Source organism: Saccharomonospora sp. (assembly GCF_027317685.1).
In the GTDB taxonomy this organism is placed as follows: domain Bacteria; phylum Actinomycetota; class Actinomycetes; order Mycobacteriales; family Pseudonocardiaceae; genus Saccharomonospora.
On the sequence record NZ_DAHVQP010000025.1, the window covers coordinates 29,093 to 47,928 of the forward strand.

Consider the following 18,836-nt stretch of genomic DNA (forward strand, 5'->3'; position numbering starts at 1 on the left):
GATCGGCCGGAACGGCCGGGGTCGGCGTGGTGTGAGGCGGCGGACCACGGCGATGCGCGGATCGTCAGGAGCGGCGGACCACCCGGATGGTCAGCCCCGCCTTCGAAAGACGGTTCAGCAGGGCGTCCCCCATCGCCGTAGCGGTCGTGACCTGACCCGAGGTGTCGGGCAGGTCGTCGAAAGCCAGACACAGAGCCGATTCCGCGAGCATCTTCGCTGTCTCGTCGTAGCCCGGGTCGCCACCGGCGAACTCGGTGACGACACGTTCTCCGCCACCCTCGCCGACGAACCGCGCGGAGAACCAGGACCGCAGCCTGCGGTGCTCGCTCGGCCCCTCGCCGGGTTTGCGAAGGCGTCCGAGCGTTCGCCGTGCGGGCGGGATCTGGGCGAGTATTCCCAGCACACCCAAGCCGAGCCCGGCGGCGAGAACCGTGGGCAGTCGTTTCACCGATGCGTAGTGGCGATAGGTGAACTCGGGTCCGTAGCGTTCCAAGGCGGCGGCGGAGCGGCCGACGATCTGCGGATCGAGCGTCGGCAGCGGCACCAGCCAGCGACCGGTCTCCTTGTCGCGACGGGGAGGCCAGGTCTGCAGACGGATTCGCCGCCCCTCGGGACGGCGCTCGACCTGTCGGCGCTGCCGCGCCACCCCGGCCATGTCGCGCGGCCGGGACAGAGCCGTGAGCGCCGAGGCGTAGGTGCCGCCGGAGAACTCCGCGTGTACCCGGATCTGGCCCTCCACGGTGAGCGCCGCTCCCTTCGGCAGGTGTTGCACCGTGAAGTACACGCCGAGATCGTAGGGCACGGAATCGAACCCACACGCGTGCACCAGACGTGCGCCCGTCCTGCGCGCGGTCTCGTGGTGTGCCAGATACATGCGGTCGACGAACTCGGGTTCGCCGGAGAGGTCGACGTAGTCGGTGCCGCTGCGGGCGCACGCCGCCACCAGTGGTTCGCCGTAGTGCAGGTACGGGCCCACGGTAGTGATCACCACACGGGTGGATTCGGCGAGTCGGCGCAGTGACTCGGGGTCGGTGACGTCGGCTCGCACCAAAGGCAGGTCCGCGCATTCGGGGTTGATGCGTGCCAGCCGCTCACGTACTCGTTCGAGCTTGCCGGGATTGCGACCCGCGAGCGCCCACCGGCAGCCGTCCGGGGCATGACGGGCCAGGTATTCCGCAGTCAACCCGCCGGTGAATCCGGTTCCTCCGAAGAGGATGACGTCGTACTCCCGATCGGCCATGGTGTCCCTCCGTAGTTGCGGTGTGTTCTATGCGTAACACGCCGCGAGTTCACGGTGGGCGGTAGGTGACGAGAGTCAACCCGGCCGGACGCGGCGCATCGCCTGTGAAAAGCCTGGTGGGAGAACGGATCGGACTGGATTGAAATCGGTGGCACCGGGGTACCTGCTCGATCATGACCGAGAATCACGACCTTGCTCCGGAGGTGGACGTCAACGAGCAGCAGGTACCCGTCACCCCGGCCGTGGACACCCCGGCCGAGACCGGGATGCCGATGGAGGCCGATCCTGCCGACGTGGCCGAACAGGCGGCTGCCGTGCCGCATGACGAGGACGACGAATTCCGCTCGACTAGCTGAGGTGTGGATTTCTCGCAACCGGGGTAAACGGCCCCCGTTGACGCGATTTCACAAGCACGGAGGTGACACCACCGATGGCCGACACGTCTCGCCTGCCCACCCCGGTCGCCGAGGTCTGGGAGTGGCAGCGGCACGGTAACTGCCGGAATCTCGACAGCTCCGTGTTCTTCCATCCTGACGGAGAACGCGGCTTCGCGCGCGCTGACAGGGTCGCACGGGCCAAAGAGATCTGCCGTACATGTCCGGTGATCGTCCAGTGTCGGCACCACGCGCTGACGGTTCAGGAACCGTTCGGCGTCTGGGGCGGGCTCGACGAAACCGAGCGCAGGGAGGCGATCGCACGTCGTAAGAAGCTCGAGCCCGCGGGCTGAGCCTGAGGAAGAGACACGCGGAAAAAGAGAGCACAGACGAAAGACAGTGATCGCGCGGCCGCTGCCGGGCGGATAAGAGGGCGGGAAAAGACTTCACAACGGGACGTGACCGGGTACGCGAAAGGCCGCTGAAAAGCCGAGAAAGCGGACCGCGAGGTATCGGTCGAACCGTGGGAATCAGCAGCGACCCGTCCGACAGCGGCTGTTCACCGCCTATTCGGGACTCGCCGCGAGCCGGATCTGTGCGGTGTGGTCCGTGAAGTGGCCCGTGAGGCAACGGGCGATCGACCGGGAGTGTGCGACTCACCACGGCAACGAGATCAGGGTGAGTACCGCCGTGGCGGTGACCAGACCGGCCACGGCCCCCGATACCGCAGCGGACACGGGCCGCGGCGGCATGATCGTCCGTAGGCGCCGACTGCGCCATGCCCCGGCGACCGCCAGTACCAGGGAAGCCAGGGCGATACCCGCGGCCGCCGCGGCCAACACGCTCCAGCCGGTGTGCACGGCCTGGTAGAGCAGCAGCAACGCCACCACGCCCGCTCCGAGAGCGCTGCGTTGCCAGGCGAGGCGGGTGCGCTCGGCCTGAAGTCCCCGTGCCGAGCCCGGCGCCGAGCCCGCTGGACCCCACGCCGTGTCCCCGGTCATGTCCTCGGTCATTCCGACATCACCAGCACCGCGGCGAATCCGGTGATCGCCAGCACGACCGCCGAGACCAGGAGCAACAACGGGTTGCGAGGCAGTGGTTTCCCTCTGCGCATGGCTTTCTGGACCCGACACCAGTGGACGTAGGCGCTGGCCGAGAGGACCGCGGCCAGGCCGATACACGACGAGGCCAGCACGGTACGTGCGCTTTCCGTGGCGAAGTCAGGCAGCAACTGGTGTACTGCCACACCCCCCGCGATCAGTCCGAGCGAAGTGCGTATCCAGGCCAGGAACGTGCGCTCGTTGGCGAGGGTGAATCGGTAGTCCGGCTCGGACTCGTCGTGTCGCTGTGTCATGTCACAGGGCGGCCCCGCGCCGGAAGGCGGAACCGGAGTGAAGAAGTGAGGAACTGCTCACTTGACTCCGGAGAGTGTGTTCACAGCGTCGGTGACGTTCTCGTACACCGGCATCTGTGATACGAGTCCTGTGGCCTCGAGTGGCCGCAGGACCACGCGTTTGGTGGCGACGATCGCCCACGTCAACTTGTCCTGAGCGGCCTGTTCGGACAGTTCGGCCAGCACGGAAAGGCCAGCCGAGCCGAGAAAGCCGACTCCATCGAGGTCGAGTACCAGTCCGTTCGCCTGCGACGTGTTCTGCTGGACCCACTGCCGCAACTCGGGCGCGGACAGAAGGTCGACCTCACCGGAGACGTGTGCGAGCACCACGCCGCCCGACCGCCGTTCCGCGTCGATGCGCATGCCGTGGCTGTCGAGAGACTGCGGCTGTGCGCCGGGAGTCGACTGGGAACTCAGGGTGTTCGGATCGGTGCTACGCACTGTTTTCCCTCCGTGGCTTTCGGAGAGGGCGCACAAGCAGGAGGTCGGATGTGATCGGCGCAGCGAGAGCGCGCCCGAAACTGAGGTCCTGCCGTGAACCCTGCCGTGAACGCGGCTGTTCATACCCAACCGCTGCTCCCACAGTAGAAAGTCGGCTGCTCGCTTCGCAACCTTTCCGTCTTTGTCTTCACACTTTGTCCTCACGTCATTTTCACATTTCGTCCCCGTTCGCACACGGTTTTCGTGAGTGTTTGTCGGGGCAGCTTCATGGGTAAGCCGCTACCTCGCGAACACAGGGAGGGCGTCGATGAGTGACGGCAGCGATCCGGTGACTCCTCCGCAGGACACCGGTATGCCGGACAGTGTCGAAACCGATCCTGCGGCGTTGAACAGCGCGGAAGACTTGGACGAGGACCGACTGCGCGTCGACCCTCAGGAGGAAGGCGTCGAACCGCCGGAGCACTGGAGCGAGGCCTCCCGCTACGGAATGACACCGTTCGAACAGCGACAGGGCGAGTCCTTGGAACAACGGGTCCGACAGGAAGAGCCCGATGTGGGCGAAGGACGCTCCACTGAGCGGCCCGCGACGACGACCCCTGCGACCGGATCGGATGACACGCTGGACAGCGTCGTCGACGACGAGGGCGAACCGGTGACGTCGAACGAGGCGTTCGAACCGGACACATCCGCTGCGCGGCGGGGACAGAGCGCCGACGAGGGCGGAGGGTCGGTGGCCGACGCCGTTCGTACGCCCGATGAATCAGAGGGCCGGTGACTGTGAACCCGGCAAGGGCCGATGTGCGCGATCTGGCCGAGCGTCTGGTGGACGCGACCAGAGACGACGACGTGGATTCCTTGGCGACGTTGCTCGCTTCGCTGGTGGGTCGTCACGCGCCTCGGACCGAGCTCTACGAACCGGTCCTCGCGGAGTTCGTGGCCGCTGTGGTGCGGTCACTACGACAGCGAGTCGGGGACGAGGGCGTGAACGACGCGAACGACACAGATGGCGCGGACAGCGCTGAAAGAGTCTTCACGGTCGATCTCGTGGACGCTGAGGACAACCCCGCCGCTGTCGACGAGATCGACCCCGCATTGCGTGCTGTGTTGCGTGCCGTGCTCGCGCAACTCAACGACGATGTCGCCGACGCCCGCTTCCAGCTCTCGCTCGTCGGAGCCGATCCGGAGCCCCTTTCGCGGTTGGACGCGTTGTGGCACGTGCTGTTGTGGTCCATGGTGCTCGAGGGACCACCGGGTGGGGCTCGCCCCGACCTGGGGTGACCGTGTCTCGCGGACACACCGACCTGGTGAGGTGGTGACCCATGGTCAGATACGAGGGTGCCGAGGATTACCTACCGAGGGATCGCACCGTGACGGCTCTGCGGGAGGCTTCGGCCGATTGCCGGGGTTGCGATCTGTTTGCCGACGCGACACAGACCGTCTTTGGTGAGGGAACGGACCGCGCGCGGCTGGTTCTGGTGGGCGAAATGCCCGGAGACCGGGAGGATCGCGAGGGGCGGCCCTTCGTCGGCCCTTCCGGTGGGCTGCTCGACCGCGCGCTCACCGACGCGGGAATCGACCGGGACACCGTGTATGTCACCAACGCCGTCAAGCACTTCCGTTTCACCCAGGAGGAGAAGGGCAAACGGCGCATCCACAAGAAGCCGTCGCGCTCCCAGGTCGTGGCGTGCAAGCCCTGGTTGCTGGCGGAGCTCGACGCGATCCGGCCCGATGTGGTCGGACTGCTCGGTGCCACCGCGGCACAGTCGCTGTTCGGCACGGATTTCCGCGTCAGCGCTCGGCGGGGCGAGGTACTGGAACTGCCGGGATTGGACGATCCGCCGCTGGCCGTCGCGACCGTGCATCCTTCCGCGGTGTTGAGGGTTCCGGACGCCGACCGAGACCGCGCGTACACGGAGTTCGTCGACGATCTCCGTGTGGTTTCGGCCGCGTTGTGAAGGCCTGCTGTGGAGGCTGTCGTGAATGCTGTTGCGCGAGTTTGCGTGAGCCGCGTGAGTGGGAAGTGAGGAGAGTGTAAGGCCGCGAGACAAATCGCGTGTGGGCAGCGGATTCCGCTCGTCGGCCCTACGGTGGGAATGGCAGCTGTAAGCAATCGAAGGGAAAACACCGACATGCTCGCCATGACTGACGCTGCCGCCGAGGCGATCAGCGTGCTGACCGCGCAGAACGGTCAGGACGCAGCGGGGTTGCGATTCGCGGTACGGGAGGAGACCGAAGCCGGTGCCCAGCTCGCCCTGTCGATCGCTCCGGCCCCGGAGGAGGGCGACCAGGTTCTCGGCACCGACAGTGGCGCCCGGGTGTTCCTCGAACCCCAGGCGGCGATGTTCCTCGACGACAAGGTGCTAGACGTCCAGCAGGACGACGACGGACAACTCAGCTTCGCTGTGATGGAACAGCCTTAAAGAGGCCGCGACCCGTTTGCCTGTCGGCCGTCGGTGGTACGTCGCGACGAAGAAGCTGTCGATGAGGACGACCACCGACGACCGGCGGCCGGTCACGGACAGCCGGGCGATCACGTGAGGGAGAACACCCATGAAGGCCGTGACCTGGCAGGGAAAACGTGAAGTGCGTGTGGACGAGGTGCCCGACCCGGAGATCGTGGACCCGACCGATGCGGTGATCAGGGTGACGTCCACGGGCCTTTGCGGTTCGGACCTTCATCTGTACGAGATACTCGGCGCTTTCCTCGACCCCGGTGACATCCTGGGGCACGAGCCGATGGGTGTGGTCGAGGAGGTCGGCAGTGAGGTCCGGAACCTGAGCCCGGGTGACCGAGTGGTCGTGCCCTTCAATGTCTCATGTGGGCATTGCTTCTACTGCGAGCGCAAACTTCACTCGCAGTGCGAGACCACGCAGGTCACCGAGCGCGGGAAAGGTGGCTCCCTTTTTGGCTACACCAAGCTCTACGGTCAAGTACCCGGAGGTCAGGCCGAGCGACTGAGAGTGCCGTTCGCCGACTTCGGTCCCATCAAGGTGCCGGAGGGTCCGCCCGACGAGCGCTTTCTCTACTTGTCCGATGTGGTGCCCACCTCCTGGCAGGCGGTCGAGTACGCGAACGTCCCCCCGGGTGGTTCCGTTCTCGTGCTCGGACTCGGCCCGATCGGGCAGATGTGCGCGAGGATCGCCAAGCACCGGGGTGCGGGCACCGTGATCGGGGTCGACCTGGTCGACGAGCGTCTCGAGTTGGCCAGGCAGTACGGGATCGACACCATCGATCTGCGCGAGCACAAACACGTGGCCGACGCGGTGCGGGACCGAACCGACGGACGGGGAGCCGATTCGGTCGTCGACGCCGTCGGCATGGAAGCCCATGGCGCTCCCTTGCTGGGGATGGCACAGCAACTGGCGACGATGCTGCCGAAGCCCGTCGCCGCCAAGGCCGTGGAGAAGGCCGCGGTCGACCGCCTGACGAGCCTGTACCTGGCCATCGACGCGGTGCGTCGAGGTGGCACGATCTCACTGTCCGGTGTGTACGGCGGGATGATCGACCCGATACCGATGATGACGCTGTTCGACAAGCAGATACAGCTCCGCATGGGACAGGCGAACGTGCACGCCTGGATCAACGATGTCCTGCCGTTGGTCACAGAGGACAGCGATCCGTTGGGGGTGGAGGGCTTCGCCACCCACCGTCTTCCGCTGTCGGAGGCACCCGATGCCTACCGGATGTTCCAGAAGAAGCAGGACGGCGTCGTGAAGGTCGTGCTTCAGCCCTGACCGGCGTCGACGGACGAACGCACGACCTTGGCTGTCGCGGAACGCAGGAGCGGCGCGGCACGTCGTAGGGCTTCTTCCGGGGATGCCGCTTCGTCCACCAACGCGCGCCAAGCCGTGATGCCCGCACGCGACAACTCCGTCGCGCTCAAGGTGACACGGCCGGCGACGGCCGCGACAGGGACTCCGGCACGCCGGGCCCGGTCGGCGACACCGGCCGGTGCTTTACCCGCGAGACTCTGGGCGTCGAGCGAACCTTCCCCGGTGAGTACCAGATCGGCGCCGGGGACTGCGCGGTCGATCCCGGTGACCGCGGCGACGAGGTCGAACCCGGACTCCACCGTCGCGCCCAGTGCCGCGGCGGCTCCGGCGAGACCGCCTCCGGCGCCCGCGCCGGGCAGCCGGGTGATATCGCGAGCCCCGGCCCGGGCCAGTGCCTGAGCCCAGGTACGCAGCCCGGTTTCGAGTGTCCGTACTTCCTCCGACCCCGCGCCCTTCTGGGGCCCGAACACCGCCGCCGCGCCTTGAGCACCCAGCAACGGGTTGGTGACGTCAGTGGCCACCCGCACGGTCACACCGTCGAGGAGCTCGCGTACTTCGGAGACGTCCACCGCGGCCACGGAGGCCAGCGCCCCTCCACCGAGCTCGACCGGCTCACCGTCGGCGTCGGCGATCACCGCTCCGAGCGCTCGCAACATCCCCGCGCCACCGTCGGTCGCGGCCGTGCCGCCCACGGTCAGCACGACGTCACGCACACCGCCGCCGACCGCGTGCCGGATCAATTCGCCGACACCGTGGGTGTGAGCCCTCAATGCGGTGTGCCGGGTGGGGTCGAGGTGTTCGATGCCGCATGCCCGCGCGGATTCGACGTAGGCCCGGTCATCGAGCACCACGTAGTACGCCTCGATCGGTTCGGACAGCGGACCGCTGACCCGAACGTCGAGGTGTCGGCCACCCGCGGCGCGGAGGACGTCGAGTGTGCCCTCTCCGCCGTCGGCGACGGGGCAGCGGTCGACGTGCGCCTCGGGGAGGGCGTCGTGGACGCCGGCCGCCATCGCCTCGGCGGCCTCGACCGCGGTCAGGCTGCCTTTGAACTTGTCCGGTGCGACGACCACGCGCATGGCTAGGGCACCACCGGTGTCAGCGGGCTGTCGCCCCGCAACACGGCCACCGCGTTACGGGCGGCGAGCACCGCCATGGCTGTACGGGTCTCCCGGGTGGCCGAACCCAGATGTGGGGCGAGTGCGACGTTGTCGAGTTCGAGCAGGGTCGGGTGGACCTCGGGTTCCTTTTCGAAGACGTCGAGGCCCGCTCCGGCGATCACTCCACCGGTGAGGGCGTCGGCGAGCGCGGACTCGTCGACCACGGGGCCGCGGGTGGTGTTGATCAGGTATGCCGTCGGCTTCATCGCGGCGAGCGCGTCGGCGTCGATGAGATGCCGGGTTTGAGGCGTGAGTGGACAGTGCAGCGACACGATGTCGGACTCGCGCAACAGTTCGTCCAATGTGCGGTATCGAGCGTCGAGATCCCGTTCTTTCTCCGTATCGGCACGGCGCCGTCCGGTGTAGACGATGTCCATTCCGAAGGCGCGGGCGCGCCGGGCCATGGCGGTGCCGATCTGGCCGAGTCCCACGATGCCCAACGTCTTGCCCGTAAGGCCGGTTCCGAGCAGGAAATCCAGGTCGAACCGCCAGGGCGTACGGGATCGCAGCAGTCGTTCCCCCTCACCGAGTCTGCGCGTCACCGAGAGCAGCAGACCGAACGTCAGATCGGCGGTGGCGTCGGTGAGCACGCCCGGCGTGTTGGTGACGACGACACCACGCGCGGCCAGCGCCGGAACGTCGATGTTGTCGTAGCCGACGGCGACGGTGGAGACGACTTTCAACTGAGCCCCGGCGGCGTCGGCGAACGCGGCGTCCACGCGCTCGTGGAGTGTGCTGACGACGGCGTCGGCGCCCGCGATGGCGGCGTGTAGTTCGTCGGTCGGCAGAGCTCGGTCGGGCTCGGGAAGCCACACGTCCCCGGCTTCGCGTAACAGCGTCAACGCGGGTTCGGCGATCTTCCTCGTCACCACGATCCGGGGTCGCACGTCGTTCCGCCTCTTTCCGCCTCGTCTGCTCCGGTGTCTGCCGTCACCTTAACGGCCCGGAAGAAGCCGTGGAGGGTGTTGACTGCGGTGCTATTGTTCATATGTAGAACATTTGTGCGTTATGCGAACGAAGGTGCTGGAGTGGCTGAGATCGTTTCCTTGGCCGAAGCCGTGGCCGCGCTCGTGCACGACGGCGACACGGTGGCGCTCGAAGGGTTCACCCACCTGATTCCGCACGCCGCGGGGCACGAGATCATCCGACAGGGGCGTAAGGACCTCACCCTCACGCGAATGACCCCGGACATCGTGTACGACCAGCTCATCGGGGCCGGGTGCGCTCGCAAGCTGATCTTCTCCTGGGGCGGGAACCCCGGTGTCGGCTCGCTGCACCGGTTCCGGGACGCGGTGCAGAACGCCTGGCCGGTACCGCTGGAGATCGAGGAACACAGCCACGCGGGCATGGCCAACCGTTACGTGGCCGGCGCGTCCGGGTTGCCTTTCGCGGTGCTGCGTGGCTATGCGGGCACCGACCTGCCCCGCCACACCGGAACGATCGCCGAGATCACCTGCCCGTTCACGGGTGAGCGACTCGCTGCCGTTCCCGCGCTGAACCCCGACGTGTCGATCATCCATGCGCAGCGCGCGGACCGCCGGGGCAACGTCCAGATGTGGGGGCTGGTCGGAGTGCAGAAGGAAGCCGTGCTCGCGGCCCGGCGCAGTCTGGTCACCGTCGAGGAGGTCGTCGACGAACTCGAGCCCGTGCCGGATCAGGTCGTTCTGCCCAGCTGGGCGGTCACCTACGTGGCCGAGGTGCCCCGTGGGGCACATCCGTCGTACGCGCAGGGCTACTACGAACGCGACAACGACTACTACCGGAGCTGGGACGCGATAAGCAGGGACAGGGACGCTTTCCAGGCATGGGTGTGCGAGACGGTGTCCGGTGCGGAGGTGGCCACGAAATGAGCGCGACCACCACACAGACGTCGACGACGGAGTACACGTCCGACGAGATGATGTCGATCGCCGCGGCGAGGGCACTCACCGGTGACACCCGGTGTTTCGTCGGCATCGGACTGCCTTCCACGGCCGCCAACGTCGCGCGCCGTACGCATGCTCCCGACCTGGTGCTCATCTACGAGTCGGGCACGCTCGGCTCCAAGCCCGACCGGCTGCCCGCGTCGATCGGCGACGGCATCCTCGCCGAGACCGCCGACGCGGTGATCAGTGTGCCGGAGGTGTTCAACTACTGGCTCCAACCGGGTCGTATCGACGTCGGTTTTCTCGGCGCCGCCCAGATCGACCGCTTCGGCAACATCAACACCACCGTCATCGGGGACGACTACGCCAACCCGAAGGTCCGCCTGCCGGGCGCGGGCGGCGCACCCGAGATCGCCGGTTCGTGCGGCGAGGTGTTCGTGGTGGTTCGGCAGAGCAAACGCAGTTTCGTGGAGCAGGTCGACTTCGTGACCTCTGTCGGCCACGGGCAGGGCAAGGGCGACAGGGAGCGTCTCGGTCTCCGCGGCGCTGGGCCGACGTTGGTGATCACCGACCTTGGCATCCTGCGCCCCGACCCCGACACCCATGAGCTGGTGTTGAGTCAGGTGCATCCCGGGGTGGACGTGGACCAGGTGCGGGCCGCGACGGGATGGGAGTTGCGCGTCTCGTCCGAGCTGTCGACGACGGAACCGCCGACGGAGAAGGAACTGGCCGTCCTGCGTGCTTTGAAGGAGGCATCGTGAGTGATGTGTTCGTGCTCGACGCGGTGCGAACCCCGTTCGGGCGTTACGGGGGTGCGCTGTCGAGCGTGCGGCCCGATGACCTCGCCGCGCACGTGTTGCGGGCTCTGGGCGAGCGCAACGAGCTCGACCCGGCAGCGGTCGACGAGGTAGTGCTCGGCAACGCGAACGGGGCGGGTGAGGACAACCGCAACGTCGCCCGCATGGCCACGTTGCTTGCCGGCTGGTCGACGAGCGTGCCCGGTAGCACGGTCAACCGGTTGTGCGGGTCCGGGTTGGACGCCGCGATCCAGGCGAGCAGGCAGATCGCGCTCGGTGAGGCGTCGTTGGCGGTCGCGGGTGGTGTGGAGTCGATGAGCCGCGCCCCGTGGGTGCTGCCCAAGCCGGAGAAGGCGTTCCCGAACGGCAACGAGACGTTGTACTCCACGGCACTGGGGTGGCGCATGGTCAACCCGAGGATGCCGAAGGAGTGGACGGTGTCGCTGGGGGAGAGCACGGAGCTGCTGGCCGAGCGGTACGGCATCGGTCGCGAGGCCCAGGACGAGTTCGCGCTCCGCAGCCACCGGGCCGCCGCGCGAGCCTGGGACGAGGGTTTCTACGACGACCACGTGATTCCGGTGGAGGGCACGGAACTCCGTCGGGACGAGGGCATCCGCCCGGACACCTCCGCCGAGAAACTCGGCAAGCTCAAACCGGTTTTCCGCGCCGGCGGCACGGTGACGGCGGGTAACGCCTCTCCGCTCAACGACGGGGCGTCCGCGGTGCTGCTCGGGGACCAGGCGGGGGCGGACCGGCTCGGCGTGACCCCGCTGGCCCGAATCGCGGGTCGGGGAGCCGCCGGCGTGGACCCGGATGTGTTCGGCATCGGTCCGGTGAAGGCCGCCGAGATCGCGTTGGAACGCGCGGGCATCGGCTGGAAAGACTTGGCGGCGGTGGAGTTGAACGAGGCGTTCGCTGCGCAGTCGTTGGCTTGTCTCGCCGACTGGCCGGAGCTCGACCCCGAGATCGTCAATGTCCACGGCGGGGCCATCGCCATCGGGCATCCGCTCGGTGCGTCGGGTGGCCGTGTCCTCGGCACGCTCGCGCACGCGTTGCGCAAGCGCGGCGGCGGCTGGGGTCTGGCGGCCATCTGCATCGGGGTGGGCCAGGGGCTCGCTGTGGTGCTTGAGGTGTGATGATTCGGAAGTAGCAAGGAGGACTCCGTGAGTGAGGATGGTTGCGCTCATGGAGTCCGACCGGGTTGGGCCCCCGTTGTGGCAGGTTTGTGGCCGCAGTAGGGGGAGGGTGTCCTGCAGAACACAGGAGGCGGTATGAGTACGTCAACGGAGTCGGGGTTGGTCCTGCCGACTTATCGACGGGATCCCGAGGGAACGCATCCGCCGTTGGATTCGCCGGAGTACCGTTCGACTCGGTTGCGGCACCCGAAGCAGCCGCTGGTGCTGTTGCCGCACAAGCTGACGGAGGTCACGGGCCCGTTGTTGGGTTACGGCCGGGTCGGTGAGTCGGACAACGACCTCACGCGCCAGCACCCGCAGGAACCCCAGGGTCAGCGCATCCTGGTGCACGGCAGGTTGCTCGACGGCGACGGCAAACCGATTCCGAACTCGCTCATCGAGATCTGGCAGGCGAACGCGGGTGGCCGGTACCGGCACGTGTGGGACAACTGGCCGAGCCCGGTCGACCCGAACTTCGACGGCGTGGGTCGCACGATCACCGACGACGAGGGCCGGTACGAGTTCGTGACCATCAAGCCGGGGGCGTATCCGTGGAGGAACCACGACAACGCCTGGCGGCCCGCGCATATCCACTTCTCCGTTTTCGGCACGGCTTTCACGCAACGGCTCGTCACGCAGATGTATTTCCCCGACGACCCGTTGTTCTTCCAGGACCCGATTTTCAACTCGATCCCGGACGAGAAGGCGCGGCAACGGTTGATCTCGTCGTTCGACATGAGCCGGACGGTGCCGGAGTGGGCGTTGGCGTTCCGTTTCGACATCGTGGTGCGAGGTCGGGAAGCGACGCCGTTCGAGAGCCCGGAAGACGAAGAGGACGAATGAGCGAGGATTTCTTTGCTCGTGGAGTCCGATCGGGTCGAGCCCCGCTGTGGCAGGGTTGCGGCCGCGGTAGGGGAAGGGTGTCCCACAGAGCGCAGGAGGACGAATGAGCCAGGGTGGATCGAGGCTTTCCTCGACTCCCTCACAGACCGTGGGTCCGTATCTGTCGATCGGTCTGCCGTGGGAGGACGGTCCCACGGTGGTGGAGGAGGGCACCGAGGGCGCGGTGTGGATCCGGGGTGTCGTCACCGACGGTGAGGGCGCGCCGGTGCCCGACGCGTTGATCGAGACGTGGCAGGCCGATCCGAACGGACGGTTCGACCACCCCGACGACCCGAGGGGCGCCGTTCCGGGCTTCCGGGGTTTCGGGCGTTGCCCGACGAACGACGACGGCGAGTTCGGGATTCTCACTCTGTTGCCGGGAGCGGTGCCGGGGCAGGCGCCGCACATCGACGTGTCGGTGTTCGCCCGTGGTCTGTTGCATCGGTTGGTGACGCGGATCTACTTTCCCGACTTCGCCGAGGCCAATGTGCTCGACCCGGTGCTGAACTCGGTACCCGTGGAGAGGCGGTACACGTTGGTGGCGCGGAGAACGGAGGACGGGTACCGCTTCGACGTGCGGCTTCAGGGCGAGGGCGAGACAGTGTTCTTCGATGTCTGACCGTGGCTCGACGCTCGGGCACTCGTCGGCGTTGTTCGATCCGCTCGTGGCCGCGGGGCCGGTGGCGGAGCGGGTGGGCGACGGCGCGTGGTTCCGGGCGATGCTGGATTTCGAATCCGCTCTGGCCGCCGCGCAGGCCGATGCCGGGCTGATCGATCGCAGGCACGCCGAGCGGATCGCGGCGGTCTGTGGGGAAGCCGATCTCGGTGACTACGACGTGGTCGCTTTGGGCCGGGCGGCCATGGGAGCCGGCAACCCGGCCGCTCCGCTGGTACGTGCGCTCACCGAGCGCGTCGAGGAGGTCGACGGCGGCGCCGCACGGTACGTGCACTGGGGGGCGACTAGCCAGGACGTCGTCGATACGGCGGCCATGTTGGTGGCCGCGCGTGCCCGGGTACCGCTGCTGTCCGATGTGGCGGCGTGCGCCGAGAAGCTGGCGGAGCTGGCGGCCGAGCACGCCTCCATTGTCCAGGTGGCACGGACGTTGTCGCAGCACGCATTGCCGACGACGTTCGGGCTGGTGGCGGCGGGGTGGTTGTCCTCGCTCGGCGCGGCGGCCGACCGGTTGCGGGCGGTGCGTCTGCCGGTGCAGCTCGGGGGAGCGGTGGGGACACTCGCCTCTCTCGGTGAGAGCGGCACCGAGGTGTCGGCGGCGCTGGCCACGCGTCTCGGCTTGGAGGAGCCCACGTTGCCGTGGCACACCGACCGCACGCCGGTGGCGGAGCTCGCGGGCGCGCTCGGCGGGCTCGCCGGCGCGGTGTCGGGTGTGGCGCGTTCGATCGTCACACTCGCCCAGACCGATATCGGTGAGGTCGCCGAGTCGGGACCGCCCGGCAGCGGTGGTTCGTCCACGATGCCGCACAAACGCAATCCGGTGGCGGCCGTGTCGGCTTTGGCGTGCGCGAAGCAGGCACCCGGCCTGGTGGCCGATCTCCTCGCCGCCATGGAGCACGAGAACCAGCGTGCCTCCGGGGCATGGCACGCCGAGTGGTGGCCGTTGATCCAGTTGTGGCGGGTCTGCGGCTCGGCCGTGCACTGGTTGCGGACGAGCTTGGAACGGCTGCGAGTCGACGCCGGGCGAATGCGCGAGAACCTTGACCGTAGTGGCGGGGTGTTGTTGGCGGAGCGGATCACCACCGAACTCGCCCCCGTGGTGGGGCGGCTGGCCGCCCATGACGCGGTCACGGAGTGCTGTCGCCGGGCGCTGGACGAGGGCGCTTCTCTGGCGAAGGTGCTCGCCGACGATCCGCTGGTCGGAGCGCACCTGTCGCGGGAACGCATCGACCAGCTGCTCGACCCGGCCGGCTATCTGGGCGCCGCGCCTGTGTTCGTGGAACGAGCACTCGAGGAATACCGGGGACGGCAGGAGGAACCGTGCGGGTGAATCACGTGGTCGACGGTCCCGAGGACGGCGAGGTCGTCGTGTTGTCGGGATCGCTCGGCAGCACCCTCGATATGTGGAACCCGCAGGTGGGGCCGTTGACCTCGGCGGGTTTCCGGGTCGTGCGCTACGACCACCGAGGCCACGGCGGGACTCCGGTGCCGGACGCGCCGTGCGTTCTCGACGATCTCGGGGGTGACGTCGTCGAGCTGCTGGACGAGCTCGGCGTCGACCGCGCCCACGTGGTCGGGCTGTCGCTTGGAGGGATGACCGGTCTGTGGTTGGCCGCCCACCGTCCCGAGCGGGTGCGCCGACTGGTGGCGTGCTGCACGTCGGCGAAGCTCGGCACGCCCGATATGTGGGAGCAGCGGGCGCGCACCGCCATGACCCGGGGCATGACCGAGATCGCGGACGGCAGCGTCGAACGCTGGTTCACCGCCGCGTGGAGGGCGGCGAACCCGCGGCTGGTGCGCGAGTATCACCACATGACCGCCTCGGTCCCGGCGCGGGGGTATGCGGCGTGCTGTGCGGTGATCGGTTCGATGGACCTGCGAGGAACGCTGTCCACGATCGACACGCCGACGTTGGTGATCGCGGGTGCCGACGATCCGGCCACTCCGCCCGACGAACACGGGCGACCTCTCGTCGAGGGGATTCCCGGTGCCCGATTCGAGGTGGTCCCTGACGCCGCCCACCTCGGCAACGTCGAGCAGCCGGAGCGATTCACCGAACTCATCATCGAACACCTGAAGGCGGACGGAGGCGAGGCGCGTGGCTGAGAGCTCCCAGGACCACCAGCACACCCGGAAGGCCCAGGGCAGCCGACTCGACGACACCTACGAGGCGGGCATGCGGGTCCGTCGGCAGGTGCTCGGCGATGAGCACGTGGACCGGGCTATCGCCTCGACCACCGAGTTCACCCAGCCGTTCCAGGACTACATCACCCGGGCCGCGTGGGGTTCGGTGTGGACCCGAGACGGGCTGGACCGCAAGACCCGCAGTTGCCTGACCCTCGCGGTGCTGACCGCGCAACGCAGTTGGAACGAACTCGCGATGCATGTCCGCGCCGCCATCGGCAACGGCCTCACCCCGGCCGAGATCGCCGAGGTACTTCTGCACACGGGCGTGTACGCGGGGGTGCCCGCGGCCAACGAGGCGTTCGCCATCGCCCAGCGGACACTGTCCGAGATGGGGGAACTCTGACGGGGACGGCGAACGGATAGGTTGAACGGTCATGGAAGCAGGCAGCGGGCGGGCCGCGCATCACGTGCAGTCCCTCGAACGCGGGCTGGCGGTGATCAAGGCGTTCGGCGCGGGCGCACCACAGCTCACCCTCAGCGACGTCGCGAAAGCGACGGGGTTGACGCGGGCCGCGGCGCGCCGGTTCCTGCTGACCCTGGCCGACCTCGGCTACGTCCGGTTCGACGGCAAATACTTCAGCCTCACCGCCAAGGTCCTCGAACTGGGGTACGCGTATCTGTCGAGCCTGTCGCTGCCCGAGGTGGTGCAGCCGCATTTGGAGCGGCTGTCGGCGGAGGTGCACGAGTCCTGTTCGGTCTCGGTGCTCGACGGCACCGACATCGTCTACGTCGCCAGGGTGGCGGTGTCGCGCATCATGACCGTGAGCATCAACGTGGGCACCCGCTTCCCCGCCCACGCCACCTCGATGGGCCGCGTGTTGCTCGCAGGCCTGGACGAGGACGCGCTCGCCGACCAGCTGCGTGACGTGACGTTCGACCCGCTCACCGATCACACGATCACCTCGGCCGAAAAGCTGCGGGCCGAACTCGAGGCCGTGCGAGCACAGGGGTGGGCGTTGGTCGACCAGGAGTTGGAGGAGGGACTGCGGTCGGTGGCCGCTCCCATCCGCGACAGATCCGGCAAGGTGGTGGCCGCTGTGAACATCTCTACACACGCCAGCCGTACGACACCCGAGTCGGTGCGTACCGATCTGGTGCCGCCGTTGTTGGCGACAGCCGCTCGCATCGAGGCCGATCTGGCCGTAGCACCCGCGGCACGGGTGTCATGAACGCCGCGGGCATGTTGTTGGCCGCCGGGGCCGGGAGGCGGTTCGGCAGGCCGAAGGCGCTCGTCGAGGTCGGTGGCGAGGCGTTGGTGACCCGGGCGGTGCGGGTGTTGGCCCAGGGCGGCTGCGATCCGATCATCGTGGTGCTGGGCGCGCGGGCCGGTGACGTCCGCACTCTGCTGCCGGGCCGTGTCATCACGGTGTACGCGCAGGACTGGGAGGAGGGGATGAGCGCGTCACTGCGGGCGGGACTGCGCACGCTCACCGACCTCGCCCCGCTGCCCGACGCGGTGCTCGTGCATCTCGTCGATCTACCGAGTGTCGGGGCCGATGTGGTGACTCGCCTACGCGAGCTGGTCACTCCCGACGTCGTGGCTCGTGCCGGATACGACGGGGTGGTGGGGCATCCGGTGCTGTTCGGACGCCGGTGGTGGAACGACATCGCCGACGCCGCCCACGGCGACCAGGGAGCACGGGAGTGGTTGCGGGGTCGGGACGACCTGCGCGTGGTGGAGTGCGGCGACCTTTCCGTGGGCACCGATATCGACTCGCCCGCCGACCTGTCCGACGAGACCCGGCCCTGACTTACCGTGGGGCGACACCGTGGTGGGCCTCGCCGGACACCGGGGCAGGCGGTCCTCGTGAGGTGTCGCGACGGTCATGGCGGATACCGTTTCGGGAGATGACCAGTAGGCTCGGGCGGGTGACAGCCGACAGCACTGGAAGCAGTACCGGAAGCAGCGCTGAAAACGCTGAGAACACTGAGAACACCGCGTTCGACGGCTCGGCGGGCTCCCCGAGGCCGTTCACGTCACCGGAATCCCCCGACGAACTCGCCGGTCTCCTCGAACGCACCGGGTATCTCGCGGACACGGGTGTCGCCACGGCCGCGTTCCTGTCGTTGCGTATGCAACGGCCGTTGTTCTGCGAGGGAGAGCCCGGTACCGGTAAGACTTCGCTCGCCGTCGCCCTCGCGGAGGCGTTGGAGCTGCCGTTGATCCGGTTGCAGTGCCACGAGGGGATCGACGCGGGACAGGCACTGTACGAGTGGGACTTTCCTCGGCAGCTGCTGCATCTGCGGGCGCTGGAGGCGGCCGAGGGCGGACGGTTGTCCGTGGACACCGCCGAGCAGTCGCTCTACACCGAACGGTTCCTGCTGGTGCGGCCGCTGCTGCGGGCCTTGGTGTCGGCTCCCTGCGTGCTGTTGGTCGACGAACTCGACCGCGCCGACGACGAGTTCGAGGCGTTCTTGCTGCAGTTGCTGGACGAGAACGCCGTGACCATCCCCGAGTACGGCGAGGTGCGGGCCGAGACACCGCCGCTGGTGGTGCTCACCTCCAACCGCACGCGGGAGGTCCACGACGCTCTCAAGCGCCGCTGCCTCTACCACTGGGTGGAGCATCCGAGCCTCGAACGCGAGGTGGCGATCCTGCGTCGTCGGATTCCCGGCCTCGACGAGCGACTGGCCCGCCAGATCGCCGAGACCGTGCAGCGGTTGCGTTCACTGGAACTGCTCAAACCGCCCGGCGTGGCGGAGGCACTGGACTGGGCGCAGGCGTTGACCGCACTGGGCAGGAGCGAACTGGACGCCGCGTCCGCGGCCTCCACACTCGGCGCGGTGCTCAAGTACAGCGAGGATCTCGACCGTGTGCGGGCCACCCTGGACTCGTTGCTCGGCTGACCTGCGCGTGACCTGCTCAAATTCGATC

General features: G+C 68.0%; 24 protein-coding genes. 18 read left to right on the forward strand and 6 right to left on the reverse strand.

Annotated elements, in window-relative coordinates:
• Nucleotides 1–64: 64 nt before the first annotated feature.
• Complete coding sequence (locus M7H19_RS02395) at nucleotides 65–1,240, reverse strand: saccharopine dehydrogenase NADP-binding domain-containing protein (RefSeq protein ID WP_298176544.1); 1,176 nt, start codon at nucleotides 1,238–1,240, stop codon at nucleotides 65–67.
• Nucleotides 1,241–1,413: 173 nt separating this feature from the next.
• Here M7H19_RS02395 and M7H19_RS02400 point away from each other — a divergent pair, with 173 nt between their 5' ends.
• Both M7H19_RS02400 and M7H19_RS02405 read left to right on the forward strand, forming a co-directional pair.
• Nucleotides 1,414–1,596 (forward strand): hypothetical protein, encoded by a 183-nt coding sequence (locus M7H19_RS02400; protein ID WP_298176547.1) that lies wholly within the window; start codon nucleotides 1,414–1,416, stop codon nucleotides 1,594–1,596.
• Nucleotides 1,597–1,670: 74 nt separating this feature from the next.
• Complete coding sequence (locus M7H19_RS02405; RefSeq protein WP_298176550.1) at nucleotides 1,671–1,967, forward strand: WhiB family transcriptional regulator; 297 nt, start codon at nucleotides 1,671–1,673, stop codon at nucleotides 1,965–1,967.
• Between the two features lie 303 nt (nucleotides 1,968–2,270).
• Here M7H19_RS02405 and M7H19_RS02410 read toward each other — a convergent pair whose 3' ends face one another.
• The 3 genes from M7H19_RS02410 to M7H19_RS02420 are packed head-to-tail and all read right to left on the reverse strand — an operon-like array spanning nucleotide 2,271 to nucleotide 3,448.
• Nucleotides 2,271–2,627: a DUF202 domain-containing protein gene (locus M7H19_RS02410; RefSeq protein WP_298176553.1), complete on the reverse strand. Its 357-nt coding sequence runs from the start codon at nucleotides 2,625–2,627 to the stop codon at nucleotides 2,271–2,273.
• Nucleotides 2,624–2,968 carry a DUF202 domain-containing protein gene (locus M7H19_RS02415; protein ID WP_298176555.1) on the reverse strand — a complete coding sequence of 115 codons (345 nt, stop codon included), beginning with the start codon at nucleotides 2,966–2,968 and terminating at the stop codon, nucleotides 2,624–2,626. The genes M7H19_RS02410 and M7H19_RS02415 overlap by 4 nt, the downstream gene beginning before the upstream one ends.
• A 57-nt stretch (nucleotides 2,969–3,025) precedes the next feature.
• On the reverse strand, nucleotides 3,026–3,448 hold the full coding sequence (locus M7H19_RS02420) for an STAS domain-containing protein (RefSeq protein WP_298176557.1): 423 nt from the start codon (nucleotides 3,446–3,448) through the stop codon (nucleotides 3,026–3,028).
• A gap of 307 nt (nucleotides 3,449–3,755) precedes the next feature.
• Here M7H19_RS02420 and M7H19_RS02425 point away from each other — a divergent pair, with 307 nt between their 5' ends.
• From M7H19_RS02425 to M7H19_RS02445, 5 genes are all read left to right on the forward strand, one after another.
• Nucleotides 3,756–4,223: a hypothetical protein gene (locus M7H19_RS02425; RefSeq protein ID WP_298176560.1), complete on the forward strand. Its 468-nt coding sequence runs from the start codon at nucleotides 3,756–3,758 to the stop codon at nucleotides 4,221–4,223.
• On the forward strand, nucleotides 4,220–4,726 hold the full coding sequence (locus M7H19_RS02430) for a hypothetical protein (RefSeq protein WP_363321327.1): 507 nt from the start codon (nucleotides 4,220–4,222) through the stop codon (nucleotides 4,724–4,726). The genes M7H19_RS02425 and M7H19_RS02430 overlap by 4 nt, the downstream gene beginning before the upstream one ends.
• Before the next feature lie 41 nt (nucleotides 4,727–4,767).
• Nucleotides 4,768–5,403 (forward strand): UdgX family uracil-DNA binding protein, encoded by a 636-nt coding sequence (locus M7H19_RS02435; RefSeq protein ID WP_298176562.1) that lies wholly within the window; start codon nucleotides 4,768–4,770, stop codon nucleotides 5,401–5,403.
• Nucleotides 5,404–5,577: 174 nt separating this feature from the next.
• Nucleotides 5,578–5,868, forward strand: a complete 291-nt coding sequence (locus tag M7H19_RS02440; protein ID WP_363321328.1) for an iron-sulfur cluster biosynthesis family protein — start codon at nucleotides 5,578–5,580, stop codon at nucleotides 5,866–5,868.
• A gap of 130 nt (nucleotides 5,869–5,998) precedes the next feature.
• Nucleotides 5,999–7,183 (forward strand): zinc-dependent alcohol dehydrogenase, encoded by a 1,185-nt coding sequence (locus tag M7H19_RS02445; protein WP_298176568.1) that lies wholly within the window; start codon nucleotides 5,999–6,001, stop codon nucleotides 7,181–7,183.
• Here M7H19_RS02445 and M7H19_RS02450 read toward each other — a convergent pair.
• A complete protein-coding gene (locus M7H19_RS02450) occupies nucleotides 7,174–8,301 on the reverse strand; it encodes a glycerate kinase (protein ID WP_298176571.1) in 1,128 nt (375 codons plus the stop codon). The two genes, M7H19_RS02445 and M7H19_RS02450, sit on opposite strands and share 10 nt — an antisense overlap.
• 2 nt (nucleotides 8,302–8,303) lie before the next feature.
• The gene (locus M7H19_RS02455) at nucleotides 8,304–9,269 is read right to left on the reverse strand and encodes a D-glycerate dehydrogenase (RefSeq protein ID WP_298176573.1); all 966 of its coding nucleotides are present in this window, start codon (nucleotides 9,267–9,269) and stop codon (nucleotides 8,304–8,306) included.
• A 141-nt stretch (nucleotides 9,270–9,410) separates the two neighbouring features.
• Between M7H19_RS02455 and M7H19_RS02460 the strand changes: the two genes are divergently transcribed.
• The 11 genes from M7H19_RS02460 (at nucleotide 9,411) to M7H19_RS02510 (ending at nucleotide 18,808) form a co-directional block, all read left to right on the forward strand.
• Nucleotides 9,411–10,232: a CoA transferase subunit A gene (locus tag M7H19_RS02460; RefSeq protein ID WP_298176576.1), complete on the forward strand. Its 822-nt coding sequence runs from the start codon at nucleotides 9,411–9,413 to the stop codon at nucleotides 10,230–10,232.
• On the forward strand, nucleotides 10,229–11,008 hold the full coding sequence (locus M7H19_RS02465; RefSeq protein ID WP_298176578.1) for a CoA-transferase subunit beta: 780 nt from the start codon (nucleotides 10,229–10,231) through the stop codon (nucleotides 11,006–11,008). Before M7H19_RS02460 ends, M7H19_RS02465 begins: the two co-directional genes overlap by 4 nt.
• Entirely contained in the window at nucleotides 11,005–12,180 is a 1,176-nt protein-coding gene (locus M7H19_RS02470) for a thiolase family protein (protein ID WP_298176581.1), read from the forward strand. The genes M7H19_RS02465 and M7H19_RS02470 overlap by 4 nt, the downstream gene beginning before the upstream one ends.
• A gap of 135 nt (nucleotides 12,181–12,315) precedes the next feature.
• Nucleotides 12,316–13,062, forward strand: a complete 747-nt coding sequence (pcaH, locus tag M7H19_RS02475) for a protocatechuate 3,4-dioxygenase subunit beta (protein WP_298176583.1) — start codon at nucleotides 12,316–12,318, stop codon at nucleotides 13,060–13,062.
• Between the two features lie 103 nt (nucleotides 13,063–13,165).
• Entirely contained in the window at nucleotides 13,166–13,720 is a 555-nt protein-coding gene (pcaG, locus tag M7H19_RS02480) for a protocatechuate 3,4-dioxygenase subunit alpha (protein WP_298176585.1), read from the forward strand.
• Nucleotides 13,713–15,104, forward strand: coding sequence for a 3-carboxy-cis,cis-muconate cycloisomerase (gene pcaB, locus M7H19_RS02485; RefSeq protein ID WP_298176588.1), 1,392 nt, complete (start codon nucleotides 13,713–13,715; stop codon nucleotides 15,102–15,104). The genes pcaG and pcaB overlap by 8 nt, the downstream gene beginning before the upstream one ends.
• Nucleotides 15,095–15,880: a 3-oxoadipate enol-lactonase gene (gene pcaD, locus M7H19_RS02490; RefSeq protein WP_298176590.1), complete on the forward strand. Its 786-nt coding sequence runs from the start codon at nucleotides 15,095–15,097 to the stop codon at nucleotides 15,878–15,880. The genes pcaB and pcaD overlap by 10 nt, the downstream gene beginning before the upstream one ends.
• Nucleotides 15,873–16,304, forward strand: coding sequence for a 4-carboxymuconolactone decarboxylase (gene pcaC / locus M7H19_RS02495; protein ID WP_298176592.1), 432 nt, complete (start codon nucleotides 15,873–15,875; stop codon nucleotides 16,302–16,304). Before pcaD ends, pcaC begins: the two co-directional genes overlap by 8 nt.
• A 31-nt stretch (nucleotides 16,305–16,335) precedes the next feature.
• The gene (locus M7H19_RS02500) at nucleotides 16,336–17,130 is read left to right on the forward strand and encodes an IclR family transcriptional regulator (RefSeq protein ID WP_298176595.1); all 795 of its coding nucleotides are present in this window, start codon (nucleotides 16,336–16,338) and stop codon (nucleotides 17,128–17,130) included.
• Nucleotides 17,127–17,711: a nucleotidyltransferase family protein gene (locus M7H19_RS02505; RefSeq protein ID WP_298176598.1), complete on the forward strand. Its 585-nt coding sequence runs from the start codon at nucleotides 17,127–17,129 to the stop codon at nucleotides 17,709–17,711. The genes M7H19_RS02500 and M7H19_RS02505 overlap by 4 nt, the downstream gene beginning before the upstream one ends.
• A 98-nt stretch (nucleotides 17,712–17,809) precedes the next feature.
• Complete coding sequence (locus tag M7H19_RS02510) at nucleotides 17,810–18,808, forward strand: MoxR family ATPase (protein WP_298176601.1); 999 nt, start codon at nucleotides 17,810–17,812, stop codon at nucleotides 18,806–18,808.
• Nucleotides 18,809–18,836: the final 28 nt, after the last annotated feature.

What these genes read in the sequence shown, in the direction of transcription:
- pcaG (WP_298176585.1), top strand. Translation starts at nt 13,166, where the DNA reads ATGAGCCAGGGTGGATCGAGGCTTTCCTCGACTCCCTCACAGACCGTG.
- M7H19_RS02435 (WP_298176562.1), top strand. Translation starts at nt 4,768, where the DNA reads ATGGTCAGATACGAGGGTGCCGAGGATTACCTACCGAGGGATCGCACC.
- M7H19_RS02505 (WP_298176598.1), top strand. Translation starts at nt 17,127, where the DNA reads ATGAACGCCGCGGGCATGTTGTTGGCCGCCGGGGCCGGGAGGCGGTTC.
- M7H19_RS02510 (WP_298176601.1), top strand. Translation starts at nt 17,810, where the DNA reads ATGACCAGTAGGCTCGGGCGGGTGACAGCCGACAGCACTGGAAGCAGT.
- M7H19_RS02500 (WP_298176595.1), top strand. Translation starts at nt 16,336, where the DNA reads ATGGAAGCAGGCAGCGGGCGGGCCGCGCATCACGTGCAGTCCCTCGAA.
- M7H19_RS02445 (WP_298176568.1), top strand. Translation starts at nt 5,999, where the DNA reads ATGAAGGCCGTGACCTGGCAGGGAAAACGTGAAGTGCGTGTGGACGAG.
- pcaB (WP_298176588.1), top strand. Translation starts at nt 13,713, where the DNA reads ATGTCTGACCGTGGCTCGACGCTCGGGCACTCGTCGGCGTTGTTCGAT.
- M7H19_RS02410 (WP_298176553.1), bottom strand. Translation starts at nt 2,627, where the DNA reads ATGACCGAGGACATGACCGGGGACACGGCGTGGGGTCCAGCGGGCTCG.
- M7H19_RS02415 (WP_298176555.1), bottom strand. Translation starts at nt 2,968, where the DNA reads ATGACACAGCGACACGACGAGTCCGAGCCGGACTACCGATTCACCCTC.
- M7H19_RS02400 (WP_298176547.1), top strand. Translation starts at nt 1,414, where the DNA reads ATGACCGAGAATCACGACCTTGCTCCGGAGGTGGACGTCAACGAGCAG.
- M7H19_RS02465 (WP_298176578.1), top strand. Translation starts at nt 10,229, where the DNA reads ATGAGCGCGACCACCACACAGACGTCGACGACGGAGTACACGTCCGAC.
- pcaH (WP_298176583.1), top strand. Translation starts at nt 12,316, where the DNA reads ATGAGTACGTCAACGGAGTCGGGGTTGGTCCTGCCGACTTATCGACGG.
- M7H19_RS02450 (WP_298176571.1), bottom strand. Translation starts at nt 8,301, where the DNA reads ATGCGCGTGGTCGTCGCACCGGACAAGTTCAAAGGCAGCCTGACCGCG.
- M7H19_RS02425 (WP_298176560.1), top strand. Translation starts at nt 3,756, where the DNA reads ATGAGTGACGGCAGCGATCCGGTGACTCCTCCGCAGGACACCGGTATG.
- M7H19_RS02395 (WP_298176544.1), bottom strand. Translation starts at nt 1,240, where the DNA reads ATGGCCGATCGGGAGTACGACGTCATCCTCTTCGGAGGAACCGGATTC.
- M7H19_RS02440 (WP_363321328.1), top strand. Translation starts at nt 5,578, where the DNA reads ATGCTCGCCATGACTGACGCTGCCGCCGAGGCGATCAGCGTGCTGACC.
- M7H19_RS02405 (WP_298176550.1), top strand. Translation starts at nt 1,671, where the DNA reads ATGGCCGACACGTCTCGCCTGCCCACCCCGGTCGCCGAGGTCTGGGAG.